The sequence below is a fragment of the Janthinobacterium sp. 1_2014MBL_MicDiv genome, from assembly GCF_001865675.1.
Taxonomy (GTDB): Bacteria; Pseudomonadota; Gammaproteobacteria; order Burkholderiales; family Burkholderiaceae_D; genus Janthinobacterium.
In genome coordinates, this window is sequence record NZ_CP011319.1 from 5,782,993 (window position 1) to 5,804,437 (window position 21,445).

A 21,445-nucleotide genomic window follows, 5' to 3' on the forward strand; every position below is an offset into this window, starting at 1 on the left:
ATGCAGTTAAATGGAAGAATCGCGGCCCTGTGCCTGGCCGCTTGCGCCAGCCAGGCATCCGCCGCCACGGCGACACCCACCTCCCCTCAGGCGGTGCCTGCCGCGCGCGACGCCACCTCCGAAGTGCGTACGCGCGACCTGTTGCTGCTCGGTGCCGGCCTGATCCTGCTGGCCGGCCGGCGCCGCCCCGAACACGAGACATGGCAAGGCACGACGACAAAACTACAGCAGCAGTAGCACCGCATACTCGCGCCCCTCGTCGCGCAAGGCGATGCTGTCGCCGTCCTGCGTCACGCCATCGAGCGACAGCCCTGCCGGCCGCCCGGCCGCCTTCTCCACCGTGATCGCATAGCTGCTGGCGCCAAAACGGTAATGCAACTTGAAGCTGCTCCACTCGGCCGGCATGGTCGGCGCCAGGCGCAGCACGTCCGCTTCGCGCGTCAATCCCAGCAGGGATTCAACGATCAGCCGGTACAGCCAGCCCGACGACCCCGTGTACCAGCTCCAGCCGCCGCGCCCCACGTGCGGCGAGACGGCATACACGTCGGCCGTCACCACATACGGCTCCACCTTGTAGCGCGCCACGGCTTGCGCGTCGACGCCATGGCGCACGGGATTGATCATGCGCAGCAGCTCCCACGCCTTCTCGCCGTCGCCCAGGCGGGCAAAGGCCATGGCCGTCCAGATGGCCGCGTGCGTGTACTGGCCGCCATTTTCACGCACGCCCGGCACATAGCCACGGATATAGCCGGGATTGAGATCCGACTTGTCGAACGGCGGATCGAGCAGCTGGATCACGCCGGACTCGCGTCGCACCAGGCGCGCATCGACCTGGCGCATGGCGCCCGCGACCCGCTCCTTGTCGGCCGCGCCGGACAGCACGCCCCAGCTTTGCGAAATCGAGTCGATCTGGCATTCCTCGTTGGTGTGCGAGCCGAGCGGCGTGCCGTCGTCGAAATACGCGCGCCGGTACCACTCGCCATCCCAGGCATGTTCCTCCACGTTGGCCGACAACTTGACGGCCTCGTCGCGGCAAAACTGGGCAAACGTCGCATCGCCGCGCAGCACGGCCACCTCGGCAAAACGCTGCAGCACTTCGTACAGGAAGAAGGCCAGCCACACGCTCTCGCCCTTGCCATGCTCGCCCACCTTGTCCATGCCGTCGTTCCAGTCGCAGGAACCAATCAGCGGCAAGCCGTGCACGCCCAGGCGCAAGCCGTGACGGATGGCGCGCGCGCAGTGTTCATACAGGTCGGCCGATTCGCCCGAGCGCACGGGCAGGTCGTAATAGGAATCCTCTTCCGGCTTGACGGCACGCCCCTCGATGAAGGGCGCCACCTCCGACAGCACATTCACGTCGCCGGTGGCGATCACGTAACGGCAAGTGGCCAGCGGCAGCCACAGGTAATCATCGGAACAGTGCGTGCGCACGCCGCGGTCCGATGGCGGATGCCACCAGTGCTGCACATCGCCCTCGACAAACTGGTGCGCCGCACATAGCAGCAGATGGCCGCGCAGCAGCTGCGGCGCCGTATGGATCATGGCCATCGCGTCCTGCAGCTGGTCGCGGAAACCGTAAGCGCCGCCCGACTGGTAATAGCCGCTGCGCGCCCACAGGCGGCAGGCGATGGTCTGGTACATCAGCCAGCCGTTGGCGATCACGTCCAGCGATGGATCGGGCGTCTCGACGCGCACGGCGCCGAGCGTGGTTTCCCAGTAGGCGCGCACCTTGTCCAGGGTAGCGCGGGCCGCCTCCTTGCCCGCGTGGCGCTGCACCATGGTGCTGGCGTCGGCATTGCGGCGCCCGCCCACGCCGAGAATGAAGACGATCTCGCGCTCCTGCCCCGGCTGCAGCTCGAACGGCACCTGGATCGCCGCGCACGGATCGAGGCCCGTGCCGGCCTTGCCGGACAGGCGCACCCTGCGCAATGCCGCCGGCTGCGCCAGGCTGCCGTTGCGGCCGATGAATTCATTGCGGTCGCAGGTGATCGAGCGGATGCTGGCGTCGGTATTGAAGAAGCCGACGCGGCCGGAAAACTCCGTGTTGTAGTTATTGCGCGCAAACAGCGCGCCGCTGATCGTGTCGACTTCGGTCGCCACGTGCATGCCGGACTTGGCGCGCAGGTCGGCCAGCACCCATTCCACGTAACCGGTGACGGACAGGCGGCGCGGCACGCCGCTGTCATTGCGTACCTTGATCACCGAGTACTTGACGGCCGCATCGAGCGCCACATAAGTGCACAGTTCCGTGGCGATGCCGCCTTCACTGTGCTCGAACACGCTGTAGCCGAAGCCGTGGCGCGTCACATAGTCGCCGCTGCCGCGCGCCGGCAGGGCCGACGGCGACCAGAACTGGCCACTCTGCTCGTCGCGCACGTAAAACGCCTCGCCGGACAGGTCGGAAACAGGGTCGTTCTGCCATGGCGTGAGGCGGAATTCATGCGCATTCTCGTTCCACGTATAGGCCTGGCCGGACTCCGATACCACCGTGCCGAATTGGGCGTTGGCCAGCACGTTCGACCAGGGCGCCGGCGTCCGCCCCATCTCGCCGGTGGTGATCACATATTCGCGGCCGTCCGGCGTAAAGCCGCCCAGGCCATTTTCCAGAATCAGCTCGCGCGGCGCGGCGCGGTGCGGCACGCTGACCGGCTCGCGGCCCGAATCCTGCAACAGCGGCGGCATGCGCAGCACGGGACTGGGGGGACGCTTGACCTGCTCGGCCAAAGTGCCGCGCAAATCGCTGATGATGGCGCGCGCCACCGATTGCAGCAGGATGCGGTCTTCATTGGCGATCTGCTCGGCCAGGCGCACGAAGATGCCGCCCGGACGGTCGATCGCCTGCGCATCGATGCCCGAGGCGATCAGGCCCATGATCTGGTCGTGCAACAGCTGGCGGTAGCCCGACTGCTCCTCGTACCAGATCACCAGGTCCACCACCAGCCCCTTCAGGCGCCAGTAGGCGTGCGCCTGCACCATCTGGCGCGCCAGTTCGATATTGGCCGCATCGCGTATCTGCAGCAGCACGATGGGCAGGTCGCCCGAGATCGCATACGCCCACAGGCCGGACTGGCCGCGCTGGTTCTTGATCAGGATGCTGGCCTCGGCGCGCAGCGACGCATTCGGATAGATCACGGCATTGGCCAGGCGCGCGTACAGCTGCGCATCGGCTTCGCTGGCATTGAGCTGGCGCAGCACCACCTGGCTGTGCGTCCAGGCCAGCTCGAACACGCGGTCGGCCAGGTGGCGGTCCTGGTACTTGTCGATCAGGTGCAGTGCCGCGTCGCGCTGCTCGGCCATGCCGGTGACGCTGTCGACCGTGATCGCCTGGTCCGGCGCCAGGGTAATGACATAGCGGATGGCCACGACGGGGTCGAGCACGGAGCCCTGGCCGCCGCTCAAGGGACCGCTGTCCTGCAGCGCCTGCGGCAGCTGCGCCGTGTTGCCGCGGCCGATGAAGCGCGCGCGGTCCGTCTCGAACGAGACCTCGTAGCGTTCCACGTCGTGCACCGTCATCACGTGCAGCAGCCATGGCATCTGCTCGTCTTTCGAGCGGGGCCGGCGCGTGCACAAAATCGCATTCTCGTGCGGCAGGATTTCCGTCTGCACGAACAGCTTGCTGAACGCGGGATGGGCGGCATCGGCCGCCGCCGGCGCCATCACCACTTCGGCATAGCTGGTGATCTCGATGCGCCGCTGGCGGTTCGAATTATTGCTGATGCGCGTGCGGCGGATTTCGATGTCGTCCTCGGGCGAGACGACGATCTCCGTGTACAGATCGAGGCCGTGGTCGGCGCGGCGGAATTCCGCCCGCCCCTCGGAAAAAATCACCTCGTATTTTTTCGGCTCGACCAGCGTCGGCTGATACATGGCGGACCAGACCTGGCCATCGTCGAGGTCGCGCAGGTAGCAGAAATTGCCCCAGTTGTCGCGCGTGCTGTCTTCGCGCCAGCGCGTCACGGAAAGGTCCTTCCAGCGGCTGTAGCTGCCGCCCGCGTTGCTCACCATGACGTGGTAGCGGCCATTCGACAGCAGCTGCGTTTCGGGCACGGCGCTGTTGGCCTGCGTGAGGATACGCATCGGCATGGCCTGCTCCGGCGCGCCGCTGCGCAGCACCGCCAGTTCGGCCGTGTTCGAGTAAAAAGCGCCCGCCTGCGGCGTGCGTTCCTGCAGCACCAGCAAGGCCGACTGCAGCAGCGGATCGGACTCGAAACGGCGCTGCATGGGGCGGTCGTGCAGCAGGTAGCTGAGGGAGAGGAAACCCATGCCCTGATGGTGCACCATGAACGAGCGGATGACGGCGCTGCCCTGGCCGCGCGGCAGGCGCGCCGTCGTGAAATCGATGGCTTCGAAGAAGCCGTAACGGCCCATATAGCCGGCCGCCTGCATGCGCTGCAGGTTCTGGCACGACGCTTCCGGCTGCACCATCAAACCCATCATGCTGGCATACGGCGCCACCACCAGGTCGTCGGCCAGGCCCCGCTTCAAGCCCAGCCCAGGCACGCCAAAGGCGCGGTACTGGTAATTCAGGCTGGCGTCGACCGTGTTGTAACCGGACTCGGAAATCCCCCACGGCACGTCGCGCTGGCGGCCATAATCGATCTGCGCCTCGATCACGGAGCGGTAGGTCTGGTCGAGCAAGGTGTTCGGGTAGTTCGGCATCACCAGGAGCGGCATCAGGTATTCGAACATCGAGCCGCTCCACGACAGCAGCACCGGCTGGCCGGCCACCATGCACAGCTGGCGGCCCAGCGCGAACCAGTGTTCCTGCGGCAGCTGGCCCTGGGCGATGGCGATGAAGCTGGCCAGGCGCACTTCGGAAGCGAGCAAATCGTAGTAGCTGGGATCCAGGCGCCGCTCGCTGACGTTGTAGCCGATGGCCAGCAGCTTGGTCGACGGGTTGTACAGGAACGCGTACTCGACCTGCGCGAAGTCGCGCGCCTGGCCCGCCGCATGGGCGATGTCGCGCATGAAGCGGCCCGCCTGTTCGCGGCCTTGCGCCAGCAGCACGGCCAGCTCGGACGGCGTGCCGTCCGCCGTTTCCAGGTTCGCCAGTTCGCGCAGCGTCGGCACGCGCGCCAGCGACGCGTCCAATCCAGCGAGCCCCGCGTGCGCCGCCCATGGCGCCAGTTGCAGCAATTCGGCCAGCGCCGCGCGGCACTGGCGCGCCAGCGCCCCCGTCCACATGGGCAGTTCGCCATCCTCGCTTTGCAAGGTCAGCGACAGCAAGGCATCGGCGGCGCCGTTCGCCGCATGCAGGTAGGCGTGCCACTCCGGCAGGCTGGCCGGCGCGGCAGGCATCTGCAGCAGCGCCAGCGCTTCACGCACGCCCTTGCCTTCGCCTTCGGCGGCGATGAATTCCTGCAGCACCTGCGCCGTCGTGCGGATGCCCTGCACCACCTGTAGGCCGACGATGGGCGCGTCGTACAGTTCCACCAAACCTGGCTGCAAGGTCAGCAGATGGCCGGCCAGGTTGCCGCTGTCGACCGTCGAGATATACATCGGCTGCAGCGCCTTCATGGTCTGCGTGTCGTACCAGTTATAGAAATGCCCCTGGAAGCGTTCCAGTTCGCCCATGCTGTGCAAGGTAGCGCGGCTGCGTTCGATCAGCTGGCCCATGGTGAGGTAGCCGAAATCGTAGGCCGTCAGGTTGGCCAGCAGCGCCAGGCCGATATTCGTCGGCGAGGTGCGGTGCGCCACCACGAGGTTCGGATGCTCCTGCATGTTATCGGGCGGCAGCCAGTGATCGTCAGGGCCGACGAAGGTATCGAAATAGGCCCAGGTCTTGCGCGCCACGCCATGCAGGAAGCGTCCCTGCTCGGCCGACAGGCGCGCCACGGCACGCTCGATGGGACGGCTGATCCACCAGGCGATGGCGGGAGCGGCCAGCCACAGCAACAGCACCACGGCCGCTGCCGGCAAGGAGTCGGCACGCCAGTAAAACAGGGCGCCCGCGGTGGCCAGCGCCAGCACGGGCGAGCACCACATGGCGCGCCAGCTGTCCGCCTGCGAGCCGGACGAGGTGTGCAGGTTCGAGGCGCGCCAGTCGAGCAAATGCCTGTGCGACACGCCCAGGCGCCACAGGGTGCGCGCGATGGCGTCGAGGCTGATGTAGGCCTCGTACGGCAGGAAGACGAGCGTCAGCATGGCATGCGAGAACTGCACGCCGCAGCGCCGCTCGAACGCGGCCAGGTGCTGGCGCCACAGCGTGTCGCGGGGCTTGCGCAGCAGGTCGTACAGCGCCGAAAAAACGGGCGGCAGGAAGATGATGGCCAGCACCGCCGCGCTCCAGAAAGCCACGTGGGGCAGGAAGCCCCACACGAGCAGCAGGGACAGGGTCGTGGCCGGCGCCACCGCGCTGCGGCGCAGGTTGTCGAACAGCTTCCAGCGCGACAGCATCGACAATGGATTGCGTTCGCGCTTGCCGGCGCGGCCCGGCACGCGGCCCAGCAGCCAGCCGATCAGCTGCCAGTCGCCGCGTATCCAGCGCTGGCGCCGGCTGACGTCGGCATCATAGCGGGCCGGATATTCCTCATACAGCTGCGAGTCGCTGAGCAGGCCCGCGCGCAGATAGCAGCCTTCCAGCAGGTCGTGGCTGAGGATTTTATTGTCGGGCAGGCGCTGGCCCAGCACGCGCTCGAACATGTCGAGGTCGTAGATGCCCTTGCCGATGAACGAGCCTTCATAAAACACGTCCTGGTACAGGTCCGAAACGGTGCGCGTATAGGGGTCGATGCCCGGCTCGCCGCCGCACAGCAGCTCGTAGCGCGAGGCGTTCGCGCTGGGCAGCGCGACGGCCACGCGCGGCTGCAAAATGCCGTAGCCGGCCACCACGCGCGTGCCGGCCGCATCCAGCACGGGGCGGTTCAGCGGGTGCATCATGGTGGCGATGAATTCGCGCGCCGCATCGCGCGGCAGCTGCGTATCGGTGTCGAGCGTGATCACGTACTTGATCGTGCGCAGGCCGCGCAGCTCGCCTTCCACCAGCGAGAATTTATCGCGCGCGCCGCCGCGCAGGAAGGCGTGCAGGTCGGATAATTTGCCGCGCTTGCGCTCCTGTCCCATCCACGCATTCTGCTGCGAATTCCACAGGCGCGGACGGTGCAGCAGCAGGAAGGGCCCCACATGGCCGAGGTCCGCGGCGTCGGCCGGGTCGCCGTTCTCCTGGAACTCGACGCCCTCCACGCGATATTTATCGTTCAGGCCGCGGATGATGTCCTGCGCCTGGCGCAGCAAGGCGTCGTCGCCGGGCAAGGTTTGCGCGTCCGCGTCGACAAAGTCGGTCAGCAGGCAGAAACGCAGGTTCGGATCGCGGTTCGCCAGGTAGCGCACTTCCAGCGCCTCGCACAGGGCGGCCACGTTTTCCTTGCTGTAGATCAAGGTCGGCACCACGACGATGCCGCGCGCGTCCGATGGAATGCCGGCCTGGTAATCCATGCGCGGCAGCGGGTGCGGCGACGTCATCAGGGTCGCCAGCCAGTTCACCACGGCCACGGCCAGCTGGCTGCTGCCCAGCAGCGCCAGCACGCCCAGCGCCGCCAGCAGCCAGCCCTGCACGCCATGGCGCACGGCCCGCTCGAGCAGCAGCGCGCTCGTGGCCAGGGTCAGGAACGAGATGGCCCCCAGGTAGACGGCCAACGGCGCGGCGCGCGCCGTATGCTGCAGCGCCTCGATGAAGGGCAGCTTCGCGCCGGCCTGCTTTTCCAGCACCAGCACGCCGCGCCCGACCAGGTAAAAGCCAATATGGCCGCGGCGCGCATCGCTGCCGCCGCCATGCGTGTGCGCCAGCTGCACCACCATCTCGGCCACTTCCATTTCGCTGCGCGCGCTGCGCTTGGCGATGCGTTCGATGGCGTGGCGGTAGCTGTCGCGCGTGGCAAAATCCATCAAGCCATACGTGCCGGCCGGATCCAGGCGCAGGGTCTGTTCGACCACGCTCATGGTCTCGACGAATTCCTGCCAATCCATGGTGCCGAGAAAACGCAGGCTGCCGATGCTGTTGGCGATCGACACCTGGTCCGCCGCCTGCTGCCCGATCTCGGACTGGATCTGCTGCTCGATCGTAAGACCCGACTCGGCCAGCTTGTGCGTGAGCCACGACAGGGCCAGGGTGAGCGACGGGCTTTGCCCCTGCAGGCGGCGCGACAGCTCGGCCACGAAGGCGCTGGTAATCGGCGGATTCGAGCGCGCCATGTCGGCCACCAGCAGGATCAAGCCGCTGGGATTGCGTTCGGCGATGTCCGTCATCTGGTCGGCCCAGGTATTGGCCAGGTCGCGCTGCATGCGGTCGTCGGCCACGCGCACGGCCACGCGGCGCAGGTTTTCGATCAGGGCCAGGCGCAGCATGATGGGCACGGCCCACAGTTCACCGAGGGTCAGGGTGGCGACATCCTGGTACGCCTCGACGAAGTGGCACAGGTTTTCCAGGTCGACCCGGCCATCGCCATGCGAGATGATTTCCAGCGCGATCTTGTACACGCGCGGACAGCCGGCATCGAAGCCCGTGGTCAGACGGGGCAGCTCCTTGCTGTAGTTTTTCGGCAGGTGGCGCCGCGTGGTGCGGATCTGCTCTTCGATCAGGTAGAAATTATCGAGCAGCCATTCCGAGGCGGGCGTGACCTGGCGTCCGCTTTTGACGGTGGCCGTCAATTCGTTGACGGTGGCCGTGATCAGGGCCGCATTGTCGGCCAGCCGGGCCAGCAGGCGGTCGCGGCCATGATGCTTGCCCACGGCGTGGCCGGCAGCCACGTGCTTGCCGTGGGCGGCCATCTGCATGGCGCTGAATAATTCTGAACGCAGGGGCAAGGCATCGTCGCGCGCGGCGTCGAACATGTCCGTGGCGAGGGGATGGTCGCGGAAGATTTCCTTGAATCGGGAAAGCTGTTGCCTGATCTGCTCCGTGACTATTGCTGTGTACTCTTTCAACTTGGGCCTCGCTAGGTGCGCGCATGCAGCCAGCGGCCTCCGCTACCTCGGCCCAGTCAGGAAAAACAAGAACGGACACTGGCGAAGACGGAAAGCGAAGCGCCGGAGCGTTGCGACGAATCTCAGGGTATAGGGAGATTTTCTGAACTTCATCGTAGGTGCGCGGCGCGCGCAAGACCGTGCGCTAGCGTACATAGCTGGCGCTTTGGCGGCGTGCGGGCAGAGAAAACAGCGAGGCAGGCGGAAGAAAAATGCCTACAAGAAATGAATTACAGGCACCGCGCCAGTGATGACGCGGTGCAAGATTGCAAAAAGAAAATGTTGCGCTGGTTTAAGCCGCGATGGCCAGCGGGTGGCGCGTCGCTTCCGCCAGCGCCATGCCGCCGTTCAACTGCCATGCGGCGCCATGGCCCAGGCGGCGCAGGCAGGCGGCCGCACGCGCGCTGCGGTTGCCGCTGCGGCAGAAAAACACGAGCGGACGCCGCGGCTCTTGCAGCCATGCTCCCACCTGGCCCGCCAGGCGGCTCAGCGGCACGCTGCGCACTTCACAGCCCTCGAACACCTGGCCGGCGCAAGCCGCGTGTTCATACGCTTCGCGCACGTCGACGAGGATGGCGTCCGGATGCTGGCGCAGGAAGGCCGGCAAGCCTGCCGCATCAAGCTGCAGTTCGGCGGCCGGCACGATGCCGTCCTGCACTGCGCGCACGGTGTTGCAGATGCTGCCATCGTTGCCCGCCGCACACAGCACGGTGTCGGGCGTCACCAGGCCGGCAGCGAGCAAGGGTGCGAGGGCTTGCGGCGCCAGGGAACCGGTGAAGGCATAGCGCTGCCCCAGCAGGTACACATGGGTCGCGCCGCACTCGATGCGGCGCAATCGCTGCTGGCCGAATGCCAGCTCGCCATCGATATCGACGCGGCCCACCTGTTCGATCTCGAGTTCCTGCAGCAGCGCCAGGCGCGCCGCGCCATGGTCGGTCGGCGCCGTCGTATGCACGATGGCGCGCAGGGCCAGGTGCTGGCAGCGGATGAAGGCGGCCAGGCGCGGCACCAGCGCGGCAGCGGGATCGATGACGACGCAACTGGCGCTGGCGGCGTCGCTGAGCACCCAGGTGCACTGGCCGTCAACGCTCAGCTGGATCACGCCGTCGTGCGGCGATGGCGCCAGCGCCGACGGCAGCAGGCAGCTGTGGCGCAGCGCCTCGCCGCAGCGGGCGATGCGGGCACAGGCGGCGGCGATGGTCGCCTCATCGACCAGGGGGCCGAACGACAGGCGGATGGCCGAACTGGCCCGCCATTGCGGCACATGCATCGCTTCCAGCACATAGCTGGGCAGGGCCTTGGCGGCCGAACAGGCGCTGCCCGAGCTGACGCGCACGCGCGCCGCGTCGAACAGGTCCAGCAGTTCTTTCGAGGACAGGCCGGGCACGGAAAAATTGAGCGTGGTCGGCAGCGACAGCTCGAACGGCATGTTGAAGACGATGCCGGGGAATGCCTGCTCCAGGCTGGCCACCAGGCGCTCGCGGAAAGTGGCCAGTTCGGCGTGGCTGCGGAAGGTCGAGCCGTCTTCCAGCGCGGCCAGGACGGCGCCGAGGGCGGCGATGCCTGCCATGTTTTCCGTGCCCGAGCGCAGCCCCGCTTCCTGGCCACCACCCATCATCAGCGGCGTAAACGGCGCGCCGGCGCGCACGTACAGCATGCCGATGCCCTTCGGCGCATACAGCTTGTGGCCGGAAAACGGCGCGTAATCGATGCGCGTGGCGGCCAGATTGAGCTTCAGCTTGCCCAGCGCCTGCACGCAATCGACCATCCAGTACGCATCGGCGCCGCGCTCCTGCAGCAGCTGCGCGATGGCGGACAGGTCGCTGACGACGCCCGTTTCATTATTCGCCGCCATCGTGCACAGCATGGCCGTGTCGCCGACCAGGGCGCCCAGGGCTTGCAGATCGTGGCGCCCCTGCGCATCGACGGGCAGCTTGCGCAGTTCCAGGTTCAAGCCGAGCAGGCGGTTCCAGTGCGCCAGGCTTTCCGGCACGGCCTTGTGCTCGGTCGCGCCGTACAGCAGCAGGCTGCCGATGCGCTTGCCCGCATCGCGCCGTTCGCGCAGCGCGCACAGGGCCGACAGCACGGCCGTCTGGATGCCTTCCGTGGCGCCGCTGTTGAACATCAGACGGCCGTCACCCGTTCCCAGCAGGCCGCTGGCGCGCCGGCGTACGCCATCCATCATGGCCTTGGCCTGCAACCCCGTGGCGTGGGTGCTGCTGGGATTGCCGTAGCCGTGCGCCATCGCCTGCGTGGCGGCGGCAACGGCGGCGGGCAGCACGCAGGTGGTGGCGTTACTGTCGAGGTAGATTTCTTTCATGATGGCAGTCCGGGCATTCTCTAAAAAAGGGCGCAGCGCAAGCGGCTGTAACGTATGGATAGTCTACCGGTGCGCCCCCGTGAAGATATGCCAAAAGACACTGCAACTACGGTAATATGCAGCATGTTCATGCTATAAAAATTGGAATAGTAAAATGAATTCACCAAATACGGCACTCGACAAGTTCGACTGCGCCATCCTGGCCGCCCTGCAGCAGGACGGCACCCTGTCGATCGCCGCCCTCAGCGAGAAGATCGGCCTGTCCAGCACGCCCTGCTGGAAGCGGGTCAAGCGGCTCGAGGAAGACGGCTACATCGAGAGCCGCGTGGCCATCGTCAACCGCCAAAAAGTCGGCTTGCCCGTGACCGTGTTTGTCAGCGTGCGCACGGGCCAGCACGATGAAAAATGGCTGCGCCGCTTTGCCGCCGCCGTCATCGTGCTGCCCGAAGTGCAGGAGTTTCACCGCATGAGCGGCGACATCGACTACCTGCTGAAAGTCGTCACCACCGACATCAAGGGCTATGACACCTTCTATAAAAAGCTCATCAAGGCCGTGCAGCTGACGGGCGTGTCGTCGGCCTTTTCCATGGAACAAATCAAGTGCAGCACGGAATTGCCGCTGGAATTGATCGCCCATGGCTTGCCGGCCTGACGCGTTTCCGGGTGCCACCACGATGCATGGAAAAAAGACATGATTGCCTGTTTTTCACGTTGTTGCAATGCAACATAAATTAACAAAGAGCAGCAATGGTGCGGCATGGCGCCAGGCCCGGCCGGTATACTGCCTGCTTGCCTGCCCGCCTTTCTGCCGATTGCGCAGGCCATCCTCCAAGGTCTTCCATGTCTCTGCTCCGCCGCCTCTCCATCCAGAAAAAACTGCTGTTCAGCATGGGCTTGTGCCTGCTGCTGTTCATGGCGATTTCCTCGTTCCTCAGCGTGCGCATGAGCAGCGATTACGTGCGCGAGCGCGTCGTCAGCCAGGAACTGCCGGCGCAGGTGGGCGAAATCCGCAACGACGTGCTGCGCCAGATCAGCCAGCCCCTGTCCGTCGTGCAGACGATGGCCAACGACGTCTACCTGCAAGACTGGGAAGACGCGGGCTTGCCCGACAGCGGCATCGCCACCTTCCAGCGCTATGCCAAGGCCGTGAAAGAAAAGAACAAGGCGGCCTCGATCAACTGGGCCTCGGCCAGCACGGGCAAGTATTTCACCACGGATGGCTTGCTGCGCACCCTGGACAAGAACCAGGCCGCCGACCAGTGGTTCTATGGCTTGCTGGCCGGCGACAAGGCTTACACGCTCGATATCGACAAGGCGGAAAATTCGAACGACCTCATGCTGTATCTGAACGCCCGTGGCCAGACGGCGGGCGGCAAGCAGATCGCCGCCGGACTGGGGCTGTCCATCAATGCGCTGGCCGACACCATCCGCGGCTACAAGATCGGCCAGACCGGCTATGTCTACCTGGCGCGCGCCAACGGCGTGCTGCTGGTGCACCGCGACACGGCGCTGGCCGATGGCAAGCACCAGTTGAAAGACTTGCCCGGCTTTGACGACGCCTTGAGCAAGACGCTGCTGACCGGTAACAAATACGCCTACGCCACCTACGCTGCACCCGCCGGCCGCCAGTTCATCGCCGCCTCTTTCGTGCCGGAATTGAATCTGTACGTGCTGGCCGAAGTGCCGGAAGCGGAAGTGCTGGGCAATGTCACGCGCTCGGCGCTGATCGCCGCGCTGGTCGCCGGCCTCGTGGGTGGCGGCATCGCCCTCGCCATCATCTACGCCATCAGCCGCGCCATTGCCGCGCCCGTCGCGCGGGCGGCCGACATGCTGGGTGAAATCGCCAGCGGCAATGGCGACCTGAGCCGCCGCATGCTGGTCGAATCGGAAGATGAAGTCGGTGCACTGGCTTCCGCCTTCAACCGCTTCGTCGCGTCGCTGAACGTGACGATACGCGAAGTTCGCGACAGTACAGGGGCGATTGCCAGCGCATCGAGCCAGATCGCGTCGGGCAACCTGGACCTGTCGGCGCGTACGGAAGCCCAGGCCTCAAGCCTGGAAGAAACGGCGGCGGCCATGGAAGAATTGACGTCGACCGTGAAACAGAACGCGGACAATGCGCGGCAGGCGAACCAGCTGGTGGTGTCGGCCTCGAGCCACGCCGTCAAGGGCGGCGAGGTGGTGGGACAAGTGGTGCAGACGATGGGCGCCATTACGGAAAGTTCGCGCAAGATCGCGGACATTATCGGCGTGATCGACGGTATTGCGTTCCAAACCAATATCCTGGCCCTGAACGCGGCCGTCGAGGCGGCCCGTGCCGGAGAGCTGGGCCGTGGCTTTGCCGTGGTGGCGACGGAAGTGCGCAACCTGGCGCAGCGCTCGGCCGCGGCGGCCCGGGAAATCAAGGACTTGATCGTCGACTCGGGCAGCAAGGTGGAAGCCGGTAGCAAGCTGGTCGATTCAGCCGGCGCCACCATGCAGGACATCGTCGTTTCCGTGCAGCGCGTGGCAGACCTGATGGGAGAGATCGCCTCGGCCAGCCAGGAGCAAAGCCAGGGCATCGCGCAAGTCAACGCCACCGTCACGCAGATGGATGATGCGACCCAGCAAAACGCCGCACTGGTGGAGGAAGCGGCCGCGGCAGCCCAGTCCCTGCAGGATCAGGCGGGCCGGCTGGCGCAGGTGGTCAGCGTCTTCAAACTGGAGGAATCGGGCCATGCGGCGGCGCATCCTGCGCTGACCAGCCAGCCCGCGCTGCCCAAGCCTGTTCGCCCAGCGATGGCAAGGACACCGGCAGCGGCCGCGCGCCCGAAAGCGCCGGCCAGCGATGCGTGGGAAGAGTTTTAAGCCGATTAAAGGGCCGGCGACTTCACGCTGGCCGCCTGCTTGAAGAAGTCATGGATGCCGCTTTCGCTCATGCGGCGCGCATTCGCCAGCTCTCCGCCCTTGGTGGCGTACAGCACCTGGTTATTGTCGCTGGAAACCAGCACGGCGGCCGGGATGCCTTTCTTGAGCGGATTGCCATAGGCTTGCGCCACGTCCAGGTTATGGTCGAAATTGCCGACATCGACCTTGACGACCTTGAATTCCTGCTGCATCAGCTGTGCATTTTTCCCTTCCTTCAGGGCCTTGTCGAGCGCGCGGCAATCCTCGCACCAGTTGGCGCCAAAGATCAGCAGCACGGGCACATGGGCCGCCTTGGCCTCGGCCAGCGCGCGGGCCACGTCGGCCTTGGCGTCTGCCGCCGCGTTGTAGGGCAAATGCGGCGTGGCGGCAGGCGCGGCGGTAGGTGTCGGGGCGGCGGCAACGGCGGCGCCGGCGAACAGCAGGCTGGCGAAGAGGATGGAAAGACGCATGCAGGGCTCCTGAGAGAAGATCGTGAGGCCAGCTGAACAGGCGCCAGCGGGCGTGATTGCCTAGAATATGCCTGCTTGTCAGAAATATCCACCATTTAATTGCACTGTGCTTATGCGGAAAACGTATAAGCAATCCCGAGGAGACGCGACGTGCGCCTGCAAGATACCCTGCCCCCGCCCCTGTCGGGCGCCGCGCGCATGCTGCGCAGCGCCTATCCCGGCGGCATGCCCGACGCGGCGTATTTCCCCGTGCTGGCCCTGCTGTATGAACACTTTTCCGACCGCAACCTGGCCCTGCTGGTGGCCGCCGTCACGGGCAAGGATGAGGCAAGGGTCGGCAATGACATCCATGCCTGCGCCAGCAGCAAACCGGAACCGGCCGCCATCGCCGCCGTCAGGAGCCTGCTGGAACGGCACGGCTTGCAGGCCGTCTGTGCAGAGGATGAGTGAGCGCAGGCAGCGAAACAGCACGCATGGGATAATATCGGGCTCACACTGAGCAACGCGGCCCGAACGCGCCCTCCCCACCATGACGACTTCTTTCCTGGCACGCTGGCTGCCGCAACCGAACAATGGCAGCCGCCGCGAACAATTGCGCGCCTGCGCGGGCGCCATCTGCGGCCTGCTGCTCACTGGTCTCATCTGCCATTTCCTGCTGGCCCCGAATAGCGCCAGCGTCTACCTGATCGCGCCCATGGGCGCTTCCGCCGTCCTGCTGTTCTGCCTGCCGGCCAGTCCGCTGGCGCAACCATGGTCGGTGGTGGGAGGCAATGTCGTCTCGGGCCTGGTGGGCGTGGCTTGCGTCAAATGGCTGGGACCCAGCGTGGGCGTGGCGGCGCTGGCCGCCTGCCTGGCCATCGGCGCCATGTTCGCGCTGCGCTGCCTGCATCCGCCCGGCGGCGCCGTGGCGCTCACCACCGTCGTGGGCGGCGCCAGCGTGCATGCGGCCGGCTTTGAATTCGTCTTCATCACCGTGCTGTTCAATTCGGCCGTGCTGGTCGCCTGCGCCGTGCTGTACAACAACCTGACGGGACGCCGCTACCCGCACACCCAGCAGCTGGCAACGCCGCATCCGCACGCCACCAAGGATGACGTGCCCAGCAACCGCCTGGGCTTTTCGCCGGACGACCTCGACGCCGTGCTGCGCCAGCACAGCGAAGTGCTCGACATCAGCCGCGACGATTTGCAGGCCATCTTCCTGCAAACGGAGATGCGCGCCTACCAGCGCCGCTTCGGCGTCGTCACCTGCGCCGACATCATGTCGAAGGACGTGCTCAGCGTGGAATTCGGCACGCCGCTCGATGCCGCCTGGCGCACCATGCGCGAGCATCAGGTGGGCGCCCTGCCCGTGCTGAACCGGGCCCGTCGCGTCATCGGCATCATCACGCAGACGGATTTCCTGCGCCATGGCGGACTCGACGATTATCAGGGCATGCGCCAGCGCCTGCGCAGCCTGCTGCAGCGCAGCGGCCTCAGCCACAGCGACAAGCCGGAAGTGGTGGGGCAACTGATGACGCCGTCACCGCATACGGCCCGCCTTGGCACGCCCATCATCGACCTGGTGCCCCTGATGGCCGACGCCGGCTACCACCACATTCCCATCGTCGATGAGGAAGACCGCCTGGCCGGCATCATCAGCCAGTCCGACCTGATGGCGGCCCTGTACGAAAGCCGCTTTGCCGAGGCCGTGGCATGACGCCATTCCAGGCCCTGCTGACTGGCCCCGAGGGCGGTTCGGCCGGCACGCCCGTCAGCGCGCATTTCTTCGGCAACCAGCTGGTCATCGACGCGCCCGGTCACAGCGTCGATATCGCGCAACTGGTCGTCAGCGTCGGCGGCGTCGATGGGCCAGAGCTGTTCCTGAACTGGCTCGACGGACAAGGCCGGCAAGCGGCGCTCAAGCCGCTGGGAGCAAGCGCCATCGCCACCGTCTTGCAGGAAGCGCCGGCCGCGCTGCAGCCGCAATTGCAGCGCCTGTGGGGCGAGCGCCAGCGCAACCGCCGGCAGGTGTCTGGCTGGCTGGCAGGCTTGACGGGCGCGGCCGTCGCCGCCACGGCATTGCTGTGGTGGCAGGGCGGCCATGCCATCGGCGTGCTGGCGGGATGGATTCCGCTGTCGACGGAAAAGCAGCTGGGCGAACTGGCCCTGGCGCAAGTGCGCGCCCAGGGTGGCATCGTCGAGAGCGGTGCGGCGCAGCACACCGTGCAGGAAATCGGCCAGAAGCTGACGGCCGGCTCGCGCTACCAGTACCGCTGGCTGGTCAGGAACGATGACAGTGTCAATGCGTTCGCCATGCCCGGCGGCATCATCGTCGTGCATACAGGCTTGCTGCGCCAGGCGGCCGACCCCGGCGAACTGGCCGGCGTGCTCGCGCATGAAGTACAGCATGTGGAACAACGCCATTCGCTGCGGCAAATGATCAGCAGCCTGGGCTGGGGCGCCCTGGTGGGCGTCACCATCGGCGACATCAGCGCCGTGGCCGCCATGCTGGCGCACCAGGCCGGCACCTTGTATTTCAGCCGCGACATGGAGGAAGAAGCAGACCGGCTGGGCCTGCACGCCTTGCAGCGCGCGCATATCCGCCCCGACGGCATGCTGACGTTTTTCCAGACACTCGGCGACAAGGAACAGGACAAGGCTGCCGCGCCGGGCTGGCTCTCGTCGCATCCGCAAACGGCCACGCGCGCGCAGAAGATCCGCAGCCTGATCGCCGCCACGCCCTGCGCCGCCTGCCTGCCCTTGCAAAGCGGCAGCTGGCAGCAGATGAAAGCGGCCTTGCCGGCCAGCGTCAAATAGCCGCGCCTGCGCGACACAGAAGTGGCAGCTTCTGCCCAAGATAAATTATCCAAACGAGCCGGGCAATGGCGTATGCTTACGCCCCGGCTGCTCCTCCGCGACCGGCCATCCCGACCTCGCTACGCCTCCGTTCATTCTCCTCCTTACAAAGGACATCGCGCATGAAGCATCGTTTTGCCGCCGGCACCCTCGGCACCCTGGCCGTCTCCCTGTTACTCGCCTACGCGCCCATCGCGCACGCAGCCCAAGCCGCTGCCAAGGCAACCGTCGCGCCGGCCGTCAGCGCGCCCAAGGCCAGGCAGCAGCTGCAAGTGCTGGCCGACCAGTACTACGATGCGCTGGCCCGTTTCGAGCCGATCAACGCCACCGAGAGCGGCGACAACCGTTTTGATGACCAGCTGGGCTCGGCCATCGTGCCTGCCGCGCGCGCCAAACAATTTGCGCTGTACCACCAGTACCAGAAGACCCTGCGCGCCATCGCGCGCCAGCAGCTGTCGCACCAGGACCAGATCAACTACGACATCCTCGACTATGAACTGGCCACGGCGCTGAGCTTCGAGCGTTTCCCCGAGTACCTGCTGCCGCTGAACCAGATGGACAGCATGCCCGTCACCCTGGCCAATTATGCGGGCGGCGAGGCATCGCAGCCTTTGACCACGGTCAAGGAGTATGACGCTTACCTGAGCCGTATCGGCCAATTGCCGGGCTGGATAGACCAGGCCATCGCCAACATGCGCGTCGGCATGCAAAAAGGCATCGTGCTGCCGAAGGCGCTGACGGAATCGGCACTGCCGCAATTCAAGAAGCTCGTCAGCGCCACGCCGCAGGCCAGCGTCTATTACACACCGATCAAGAACTTGCCGGCCGGGTTTTCCGACGCCGACAAGGCGCGCCTGACGCAAACCTACACCGTCATCATCGAGGCCAAGCTGATGCCGGCCCTGCAGCGCCTGGCCACGTTCATGGAACAGGATTACCTGCCAGCCAGCCGCAACAGCAGCGGCTGGAGCGCCCTGCCCGATGGCGCAGCCTGGTACCAGGCGCGCGTGGCCAGCAGCACCACGACGGACCTGAAGCCGGAACAGATCCACGCCATCGGCCTGAAGGAAGTGGCGCGCATCCAGGAACAGTATGCGATCGTGGGTCCGAAGATGGGCTACAACGGCCCGGCCGCCGGCTTGCCCGTGTGGGTCTCGGAACAGGCGAAATACCGTCCGTTCAAGACGGACCAGGAAGTGCTCGACGTCTACCGCAAGATGAACGTGCTGCTCGACAGCAAATTGCCGGCCCTGTTCACGCTGGTGCCGAAGGCGCCGCTGGACTTGCGCCTGGAGCCCGAGCTGAGCCGCGACACGGCGGCCGACCACTACACGGCGCCGGCCGCCGATGGTTCGCGGCCCGGCGTGTTCTGGTCTGTCGTCACCGATCCGAAACTGTATGGCGACACGGGAATGACGACGCTGTTCCTGCATGAAGGCAAGCCAGGCCACCATTTCCACCTGGCGCTGGTGCAAGAGATGGACTTGCCGAACTTCCGCCGCTTCGGCGGCAACAATGCCTTCACGGAAGGCTGGGCCCTGTACGCGGAAACCCTGGGCAAGGAAATGGGCCTGTTCGACGATCCGGCGCAATATTTCGGCCACTTGAACGACGAGATGCTGCGCGCCGTGCGCCTGGTGGTCGACACGGGGCTGCACACCAAGGGCTGGACGCGCGAGCAGACGATCAAGTACATGCGCGATACCCTCGGCTATGACGCCGTGGCGAAAAGCGAAACGGAACGCTACATGGCCTGGCCCGGCCAGGCGCTGGGATACAAGATCGGCTCGCTGAAGATCGTCGAACTGCGCCAGCGCGCGCAACAGGCGCTGGGTGACAAGTTCAGCCTGCCGAAGTTCCATGAAGTCGTGCTCAGCGACGGCACCCTGCCCCTGAAACTGCTGGAAGCCAAGGTCGACCTGTGGATCGCGCAGCGGAAATAAGACGCGGCGCCTGAAGGCAAAACGGCAGCTCCTTGACGGGCTGCCGTTTTTTTTCGCCTGCGCGCTGAGGGTTACACCAGCAGCGCCGCGCTCATCGAGCGCACTTCCTCGGCCGATTCGGCCAGGATGCTTTGCAGGGTGTCATTGTCGATAATGAAGTCGATCACGGAATCGGATGGCGTGAGCATTTCCACAAATGTCACCTGCAGCGGCGAAGGCACGGGCGACAGTTGCTTGGCCAGCAGTAAAGTATCGAGCAGGGAGTCGGGCGGGATCGACAGCAAGCCATCGCGCAAGCCTTCGATGGCCTCGCTGACGGCTTGCGGTATCAGCAGCTTCTTCATGACTTCGCGGGAAATGATTTCCTCGGCCGATTCCATCCAGTGATCGGCATCGTCGTCGAGCAAGCCAGGAAATTCATCGGCGCGCGACAGGAGATAGAAACCACCCACCTCATGCACGATGCCGGCGAACAGGGCCGTATCGGGATCGACGTTGGTGACGCGGCGGGCGATCACGTGCGCCAGCGCCGCCACATGCGCCGTGTGCTCCCACAGCTGGGTCGCCTTCTGGCGCAGCACGGGATCGATGATCTTGCTGCCGAACTGGCGCACCACCATGGCCGCCACCAGCGCATACAGATTGCGGTAACCCATGCGCATGACGGCCGCGCGCACGCTGGTGACGGGCGGCGCATCGCCGCGGCTATACACGGCCGAATTGGCCAGCGCGACCGTACGCGCCGCCAGCAGGGGCTCGGCCAGCACCAGCTTGATGGCGTGATCGATATGGCAATCCGGCTCGGCCAATGCCAGCTGTAATTGCAAGGCGGAATTCACGCTGGTGGGAAACGTCAATTCTCCGCGCACCGCTTGGGAAACGATCAAACCGAACGCCTGTAATTTATTCATCATACGATCAATCCGCCTCAGCTATTATTCTAGAAAACAATTCCACGTTATAGCAGAAATTGATTACCAGGCCCGGTCATTAGAAAACCAGCGGCAAACCATTCGCCTGCAACATGCCATCCGTCCGGGCCAATGCGCCCAGGGCCAATTCATCGCCGATGACAAACAGCTTCGGCTGCTGCAATACCTGCAGCAGGAATGGCTGCCCCTCGCGCAGGCGGCGCCGATAATCGGCCAGCGTATATAAGTTGGGATTGATTTTACGCCGCAAGGTTCGCTCGGCCGGGGCCAATCCCGTCAATAGATCGCCGTAATTGGCTTCCTCGCCCACCAGCAGCAGATCGACGGCGCTGCCCGGCATATCCTGCCCCTTCGCCGTGGCGCCATACACGAATGCCAGGTGCAGTTGCGCGCGCAGGGGCGCCAGGGTCGTACTGAGCACGCCGACCAGGCCGAAAGTCTTCTGCACCAGTCCGCTCAACTCGGGATACACGAGGCTTTCCTTGTTAGGCCAGAAGCGCCGCACATTGCCGATGCGCTCGGACGTGATAAGGCCGGACTCGTGCAAGCGGCGCAATTCCCGCTGCGCCGAAGCGCTGCCCAGCCCCGTCAGGCGCATGATCTCATTCAAATGAAAGCCTTCATTCACGCGGACAAAGAGCAATCCCAGCAGTTTTTGCTGGGCGGGAGTAAACAGGGCTTGGGCAATCATGCGCCAAATCTTAGCATGAATAAACTGGAAATTAGCGCGGCCTGCGCGATAGGCGACGGCGCTGCAACAGTGCTGTTCCGCAGCCGTCACAGCTCAATGATGGCGTGGGCAGCGACACGTGTCGTGATCGTGCGCGCCATGCCGGGCACTCGATGTGCATGCCCAATCTCGTCGATATTTAATCAATGGCATTCAGCATTCATCACGCCGCGATTGCCCCGCATTCAATCATGGCAATACAAGTCGCGTCGTTTACCCGATATCAAATTCGGAATGCATGGCGCCGTTTTAAATAACATGGACATCGGGTTTCATATTCCGCCCCAATTGATACATGCCGTTTGAGTATCGGCATACCGATTCGTGTCGCATGAATTAAAAGGCGAAAAAAAACGGCACCCGAAGGT

Annotated in this window: 13 protein-coding genes; 8 read left to right on the plus strand and 5 right to left on the minus strand. The window is 65.3% G+C overall.

Annotated elements, in window-relative coordinates:
- Positions 1-237, plus strand: a complete 237-nt coding sequence (locus tag YQ44_RS29190) for a hypothetical protein (protein WP_156894977.1) — start codon at positions 1-3, stop codon at positions 235-237.
- Here the strand turns inward: YQ44_RS29190 and YQ44_RS25085 are convergent.
- Both YQ44_RS25085 and YQ44_RS25090 read right to left on the minus strand, forming a co-directional pair.
- Positions 223-8,829, minus strand: coding sequence for a GH36-type glycosyl hydrolase domain-containing protein (locus YQ44_RS25085; RefSeq protein ID WP_071325687.1), 8,607 nt, complete (start codon positions 8,827-8,829; stop codon positions 223-225). The two genes, YQ44_RS29190 and YQ44_RS25085, sit on opposite strands and share 15 nt — an antisense overlap.
- Before the next feature lie 424 nt (positions 8,830-9,253).
- On the minus strand, positions 9,254-11,281 hold the full coding sequence (locus tag YQ44_RS25090) for an aminotransferase class V-fold PLP-dependent enzyme (RefSeq protein WP_071325688.1): 2,028 nt from the start codon (positions 11,279-11,281) through the stop codon (positions 9,254-9,256).
- Positions 11,282-11,435: 154 nt separating this feature from the next.
- Here YQ44_RS25090 and YQ44_RS25095 point away from each other — a divergent pair, with 154 nt between their 5' ends.
- Together YQ44_RS25095 and YQ44_RS25100 are read left to right on the plus strand one after the other, a co-directional pair.
- On the plus strand, positions 11,436-11,933 hold the full coding sequence (locus YQ44_RS25095) for an Lrp/AsnC family transcriptional regulator (RefSeq protein WP_071325689.1): 498 nt from the start codon (positions 11,436-11,438) through the stop codon (positions 11,931-11,933).
- A gap of 188 nt (positions 11,934-12,121) precedes the next feature.
- On the plus strand, positions 12,122-14,128 hold the full coding sequence (locus YQ44_RS25100) for a methyl-accepting chemotaxis protein (protein WP_071325690.1): 2,007 nt from the start codon (positions 12,122-12,124) through the stop codon (positions 14,126-14,128).
- A gap of 5 nt (positions 14,129-14,133) precedes the next feature.
- On the opposite strand, the gene YQ44_RS25105 is transcribed toward YQ44_RS25100, so the two are convergent.
- Positions 14,134-14,637, minus strand: a complete 504-nt coding sequence (locus YQ44_RS25105; protein WP_083412038.1) for a thioredoxin family protein — start codon at positions 14,635-14,637, stop codon at positions 14,134-14,136.
- 150 nt (positions 14,638-14,787) lie between these two features.
- Here YQ44_RS25105 and YQ44_RS25110 point away from each other — a divergent pair, with 150 nt between their 5' ends.
- From YQ44_RS25110 to YQ44_RS25125, 4 genes are all read left to right on the plus strand, one after another.
- Positions 14,788-15,087 (plus strand): DUF3349 domain-containing protein, encoded by a 300-nt coding sequence (locus YQ44_RS25110; RefSeq protein ID WP_071325691.1) that lies wholly within the window; start codon positions 14,788-14,790, stop codon positions 15,085-15,087.
- A 79-nt stretch (positions 15,088-15,166) separates the two neighbouring features.
- Positions 15,167-16,333, plus strand: a complete 1,167-nt coding sequence (locus YQ44_RS25115) for an HPP family protein (protein ID WP_071325692.1) — start codon at positions 15,167-15,169, stop codon at positions 16,331-16,333.
- Positions 16,330-17,433 carry a M48 family metallopeptidase gene (locus tag YQ44_RS25120; protein WP_071325693.1) on the plus strand — a complete coding sequence of 368 codons (1,104 nt, stop codon included), beginning with the start codon at positions 16,330-16,332 and terminating at the stop codon, positions 17,431-17,433. The genes YQ44_RS25115 and YQ44_RS25120 overlap by 4 nt, the downstream gene beginning before the upstream one ends.
- A 161-nt stretch (positions 17,434-17,594) precedes the next feature.
- Positions 17,595-19,415 (plus strand): DUF885 domain-containing protein, encoded by a 1,821-nt coding sequence (locus YQ44_RS25125; protein ID WP_071325694.1) that lies wholly within the window; start codon positions 17,595-17,597, stop codon positions 19,413-19,415.
- Positions 19,416-19,486: 71 nt separating this feature from the next.
- On the opposite strand, the gene YQ44_RS25130 is transcribed toward YQ44_RS25125, so the two are convergent.
- Both YQ44_RS25130 and YQ44_RS25135 read right to left on the minus strand, forming a co-directional pair.
- On the minus strand, positions 19,487-20,326 hold the full coding sequence (locus tag YQ44_RS25130; protein ID WP_071325695.1) for an HDOD domain-containing protein: 840 nt from the start codon (positions 20,324-20,326) through the stop codon (positions 19,487-19,489).
- A gap of 79 nt (positions 20,327-20,405) precedes the next feature.
- Positions 20,406-21,038: a transcriptional regulator gene (locus YQ44_RS25135; RefSeq protein WP_071325696.1), complete on the minus strand. Its 633-nt coding sequence runs from the start codon at positions 21,036-21,038 to the stop codon at positions 20,406-20,408.
- 15 nt (positions 21,039-21,053) lie between these two features.
- Here YQ44_RS25135 and YQ44_RS29195 point away from each other — a divergent pair, with 15 nt between their 5' ends.
- On the plus strand, positions 21,054-21,383 hold the full coding sequence (locus YQ44_RS29195; protein ID WP_156894978.1) for a hypothetical protein: 330 nt from the start codon (positions 21,054-21,056) through the stop codon (positions 21,381-21,383).
- Positions 21,384-21,445: the final 62 nt, after the last annotated feature.

Coding starts and splice junctions, on each gene's coding strand:
- YQ44_RS29190 (WP_156894977.1), top strand. CDS start 1: ATGCAGTTAAATGGAAGAATCGCGGCCCTGTGCCTGGCCGCTTGCGCC.
- YQ44_RS25100 (WP_071325690.1), top strand. CDS start 12,122: ATGTCTCTGCTCCGCCGCCTCTCCATCCAGAAAAAACTGCTGTTCAGC.
- YQ44_RS25095 (WP_071325689.1), top strand. CDS start 11,436: ATGAATTCACCAAATACGGCACTCGACAAGTTCGACTGCGCCATCCTG.
- YQ44_RS25135 (WP_071325696.1), bottom strand. CDS start 21,038: ATGATTGCCCAAGCCCTGTTTACTCCCGCCCAGCAAAAACTGCTGGGA.
- YQ44_RS25120 (WP_071325693.1), top strand. CDS start 16,330: ATGACGCCATTCCAGGCCCTGCTGACTGGCCCCGAGGGCGGTTCGGCC.
- YQ44_RS25130 (WP_071325695.1), bottom strand. CDS start 20,326: ATGAATAAATTACAGGCGTTCGGTTTGATCGTTTCCCAAGCGGTGCGC.
- YQ44_RS25090 (WP_071325688.1), bottom strand. CDS start 11,281: ATGAAAGAAATCTACCTCGACAGTAACGCCACCACCTGCGTGCTGCCC.
- YQ44_RS25115 (WP_071325692.1), top strand. CDS start 15,167: ATGACGACTTCTTTCCTGGCACGCTGGCTGCCGCAACCGAACAATGGC.
- YQ44_RS25105 (WP_083412038.1), bottom strand. CDS start 14,637: ATGCGTCTTTCCATCCTCTTCGCCAGCCTGCTGTTCGCCGGCGCCGCC.
- YQ44_RS25085 (WP_071325687.1), bottom strand. CDS start 8,829: ATGTTCGACGCCGCGCGCGACGATGCCTTGCCCCTGCGTTCAGAATTA.
- YQ44_RS25125 (WP_071325694.1), top strand. CDS start 17,595: ATGAAGCATCGTTTTGCCGCCGGCACCCTCGGCACCCTGGCCGTCTCC.
- YQ44_RS29195 (WP_156894978.1), top strand. CDS start 21,054: ATGAATAAACTGGAAATTAGCGCGGCCTGCGCGATAGGCGACGGCGCT.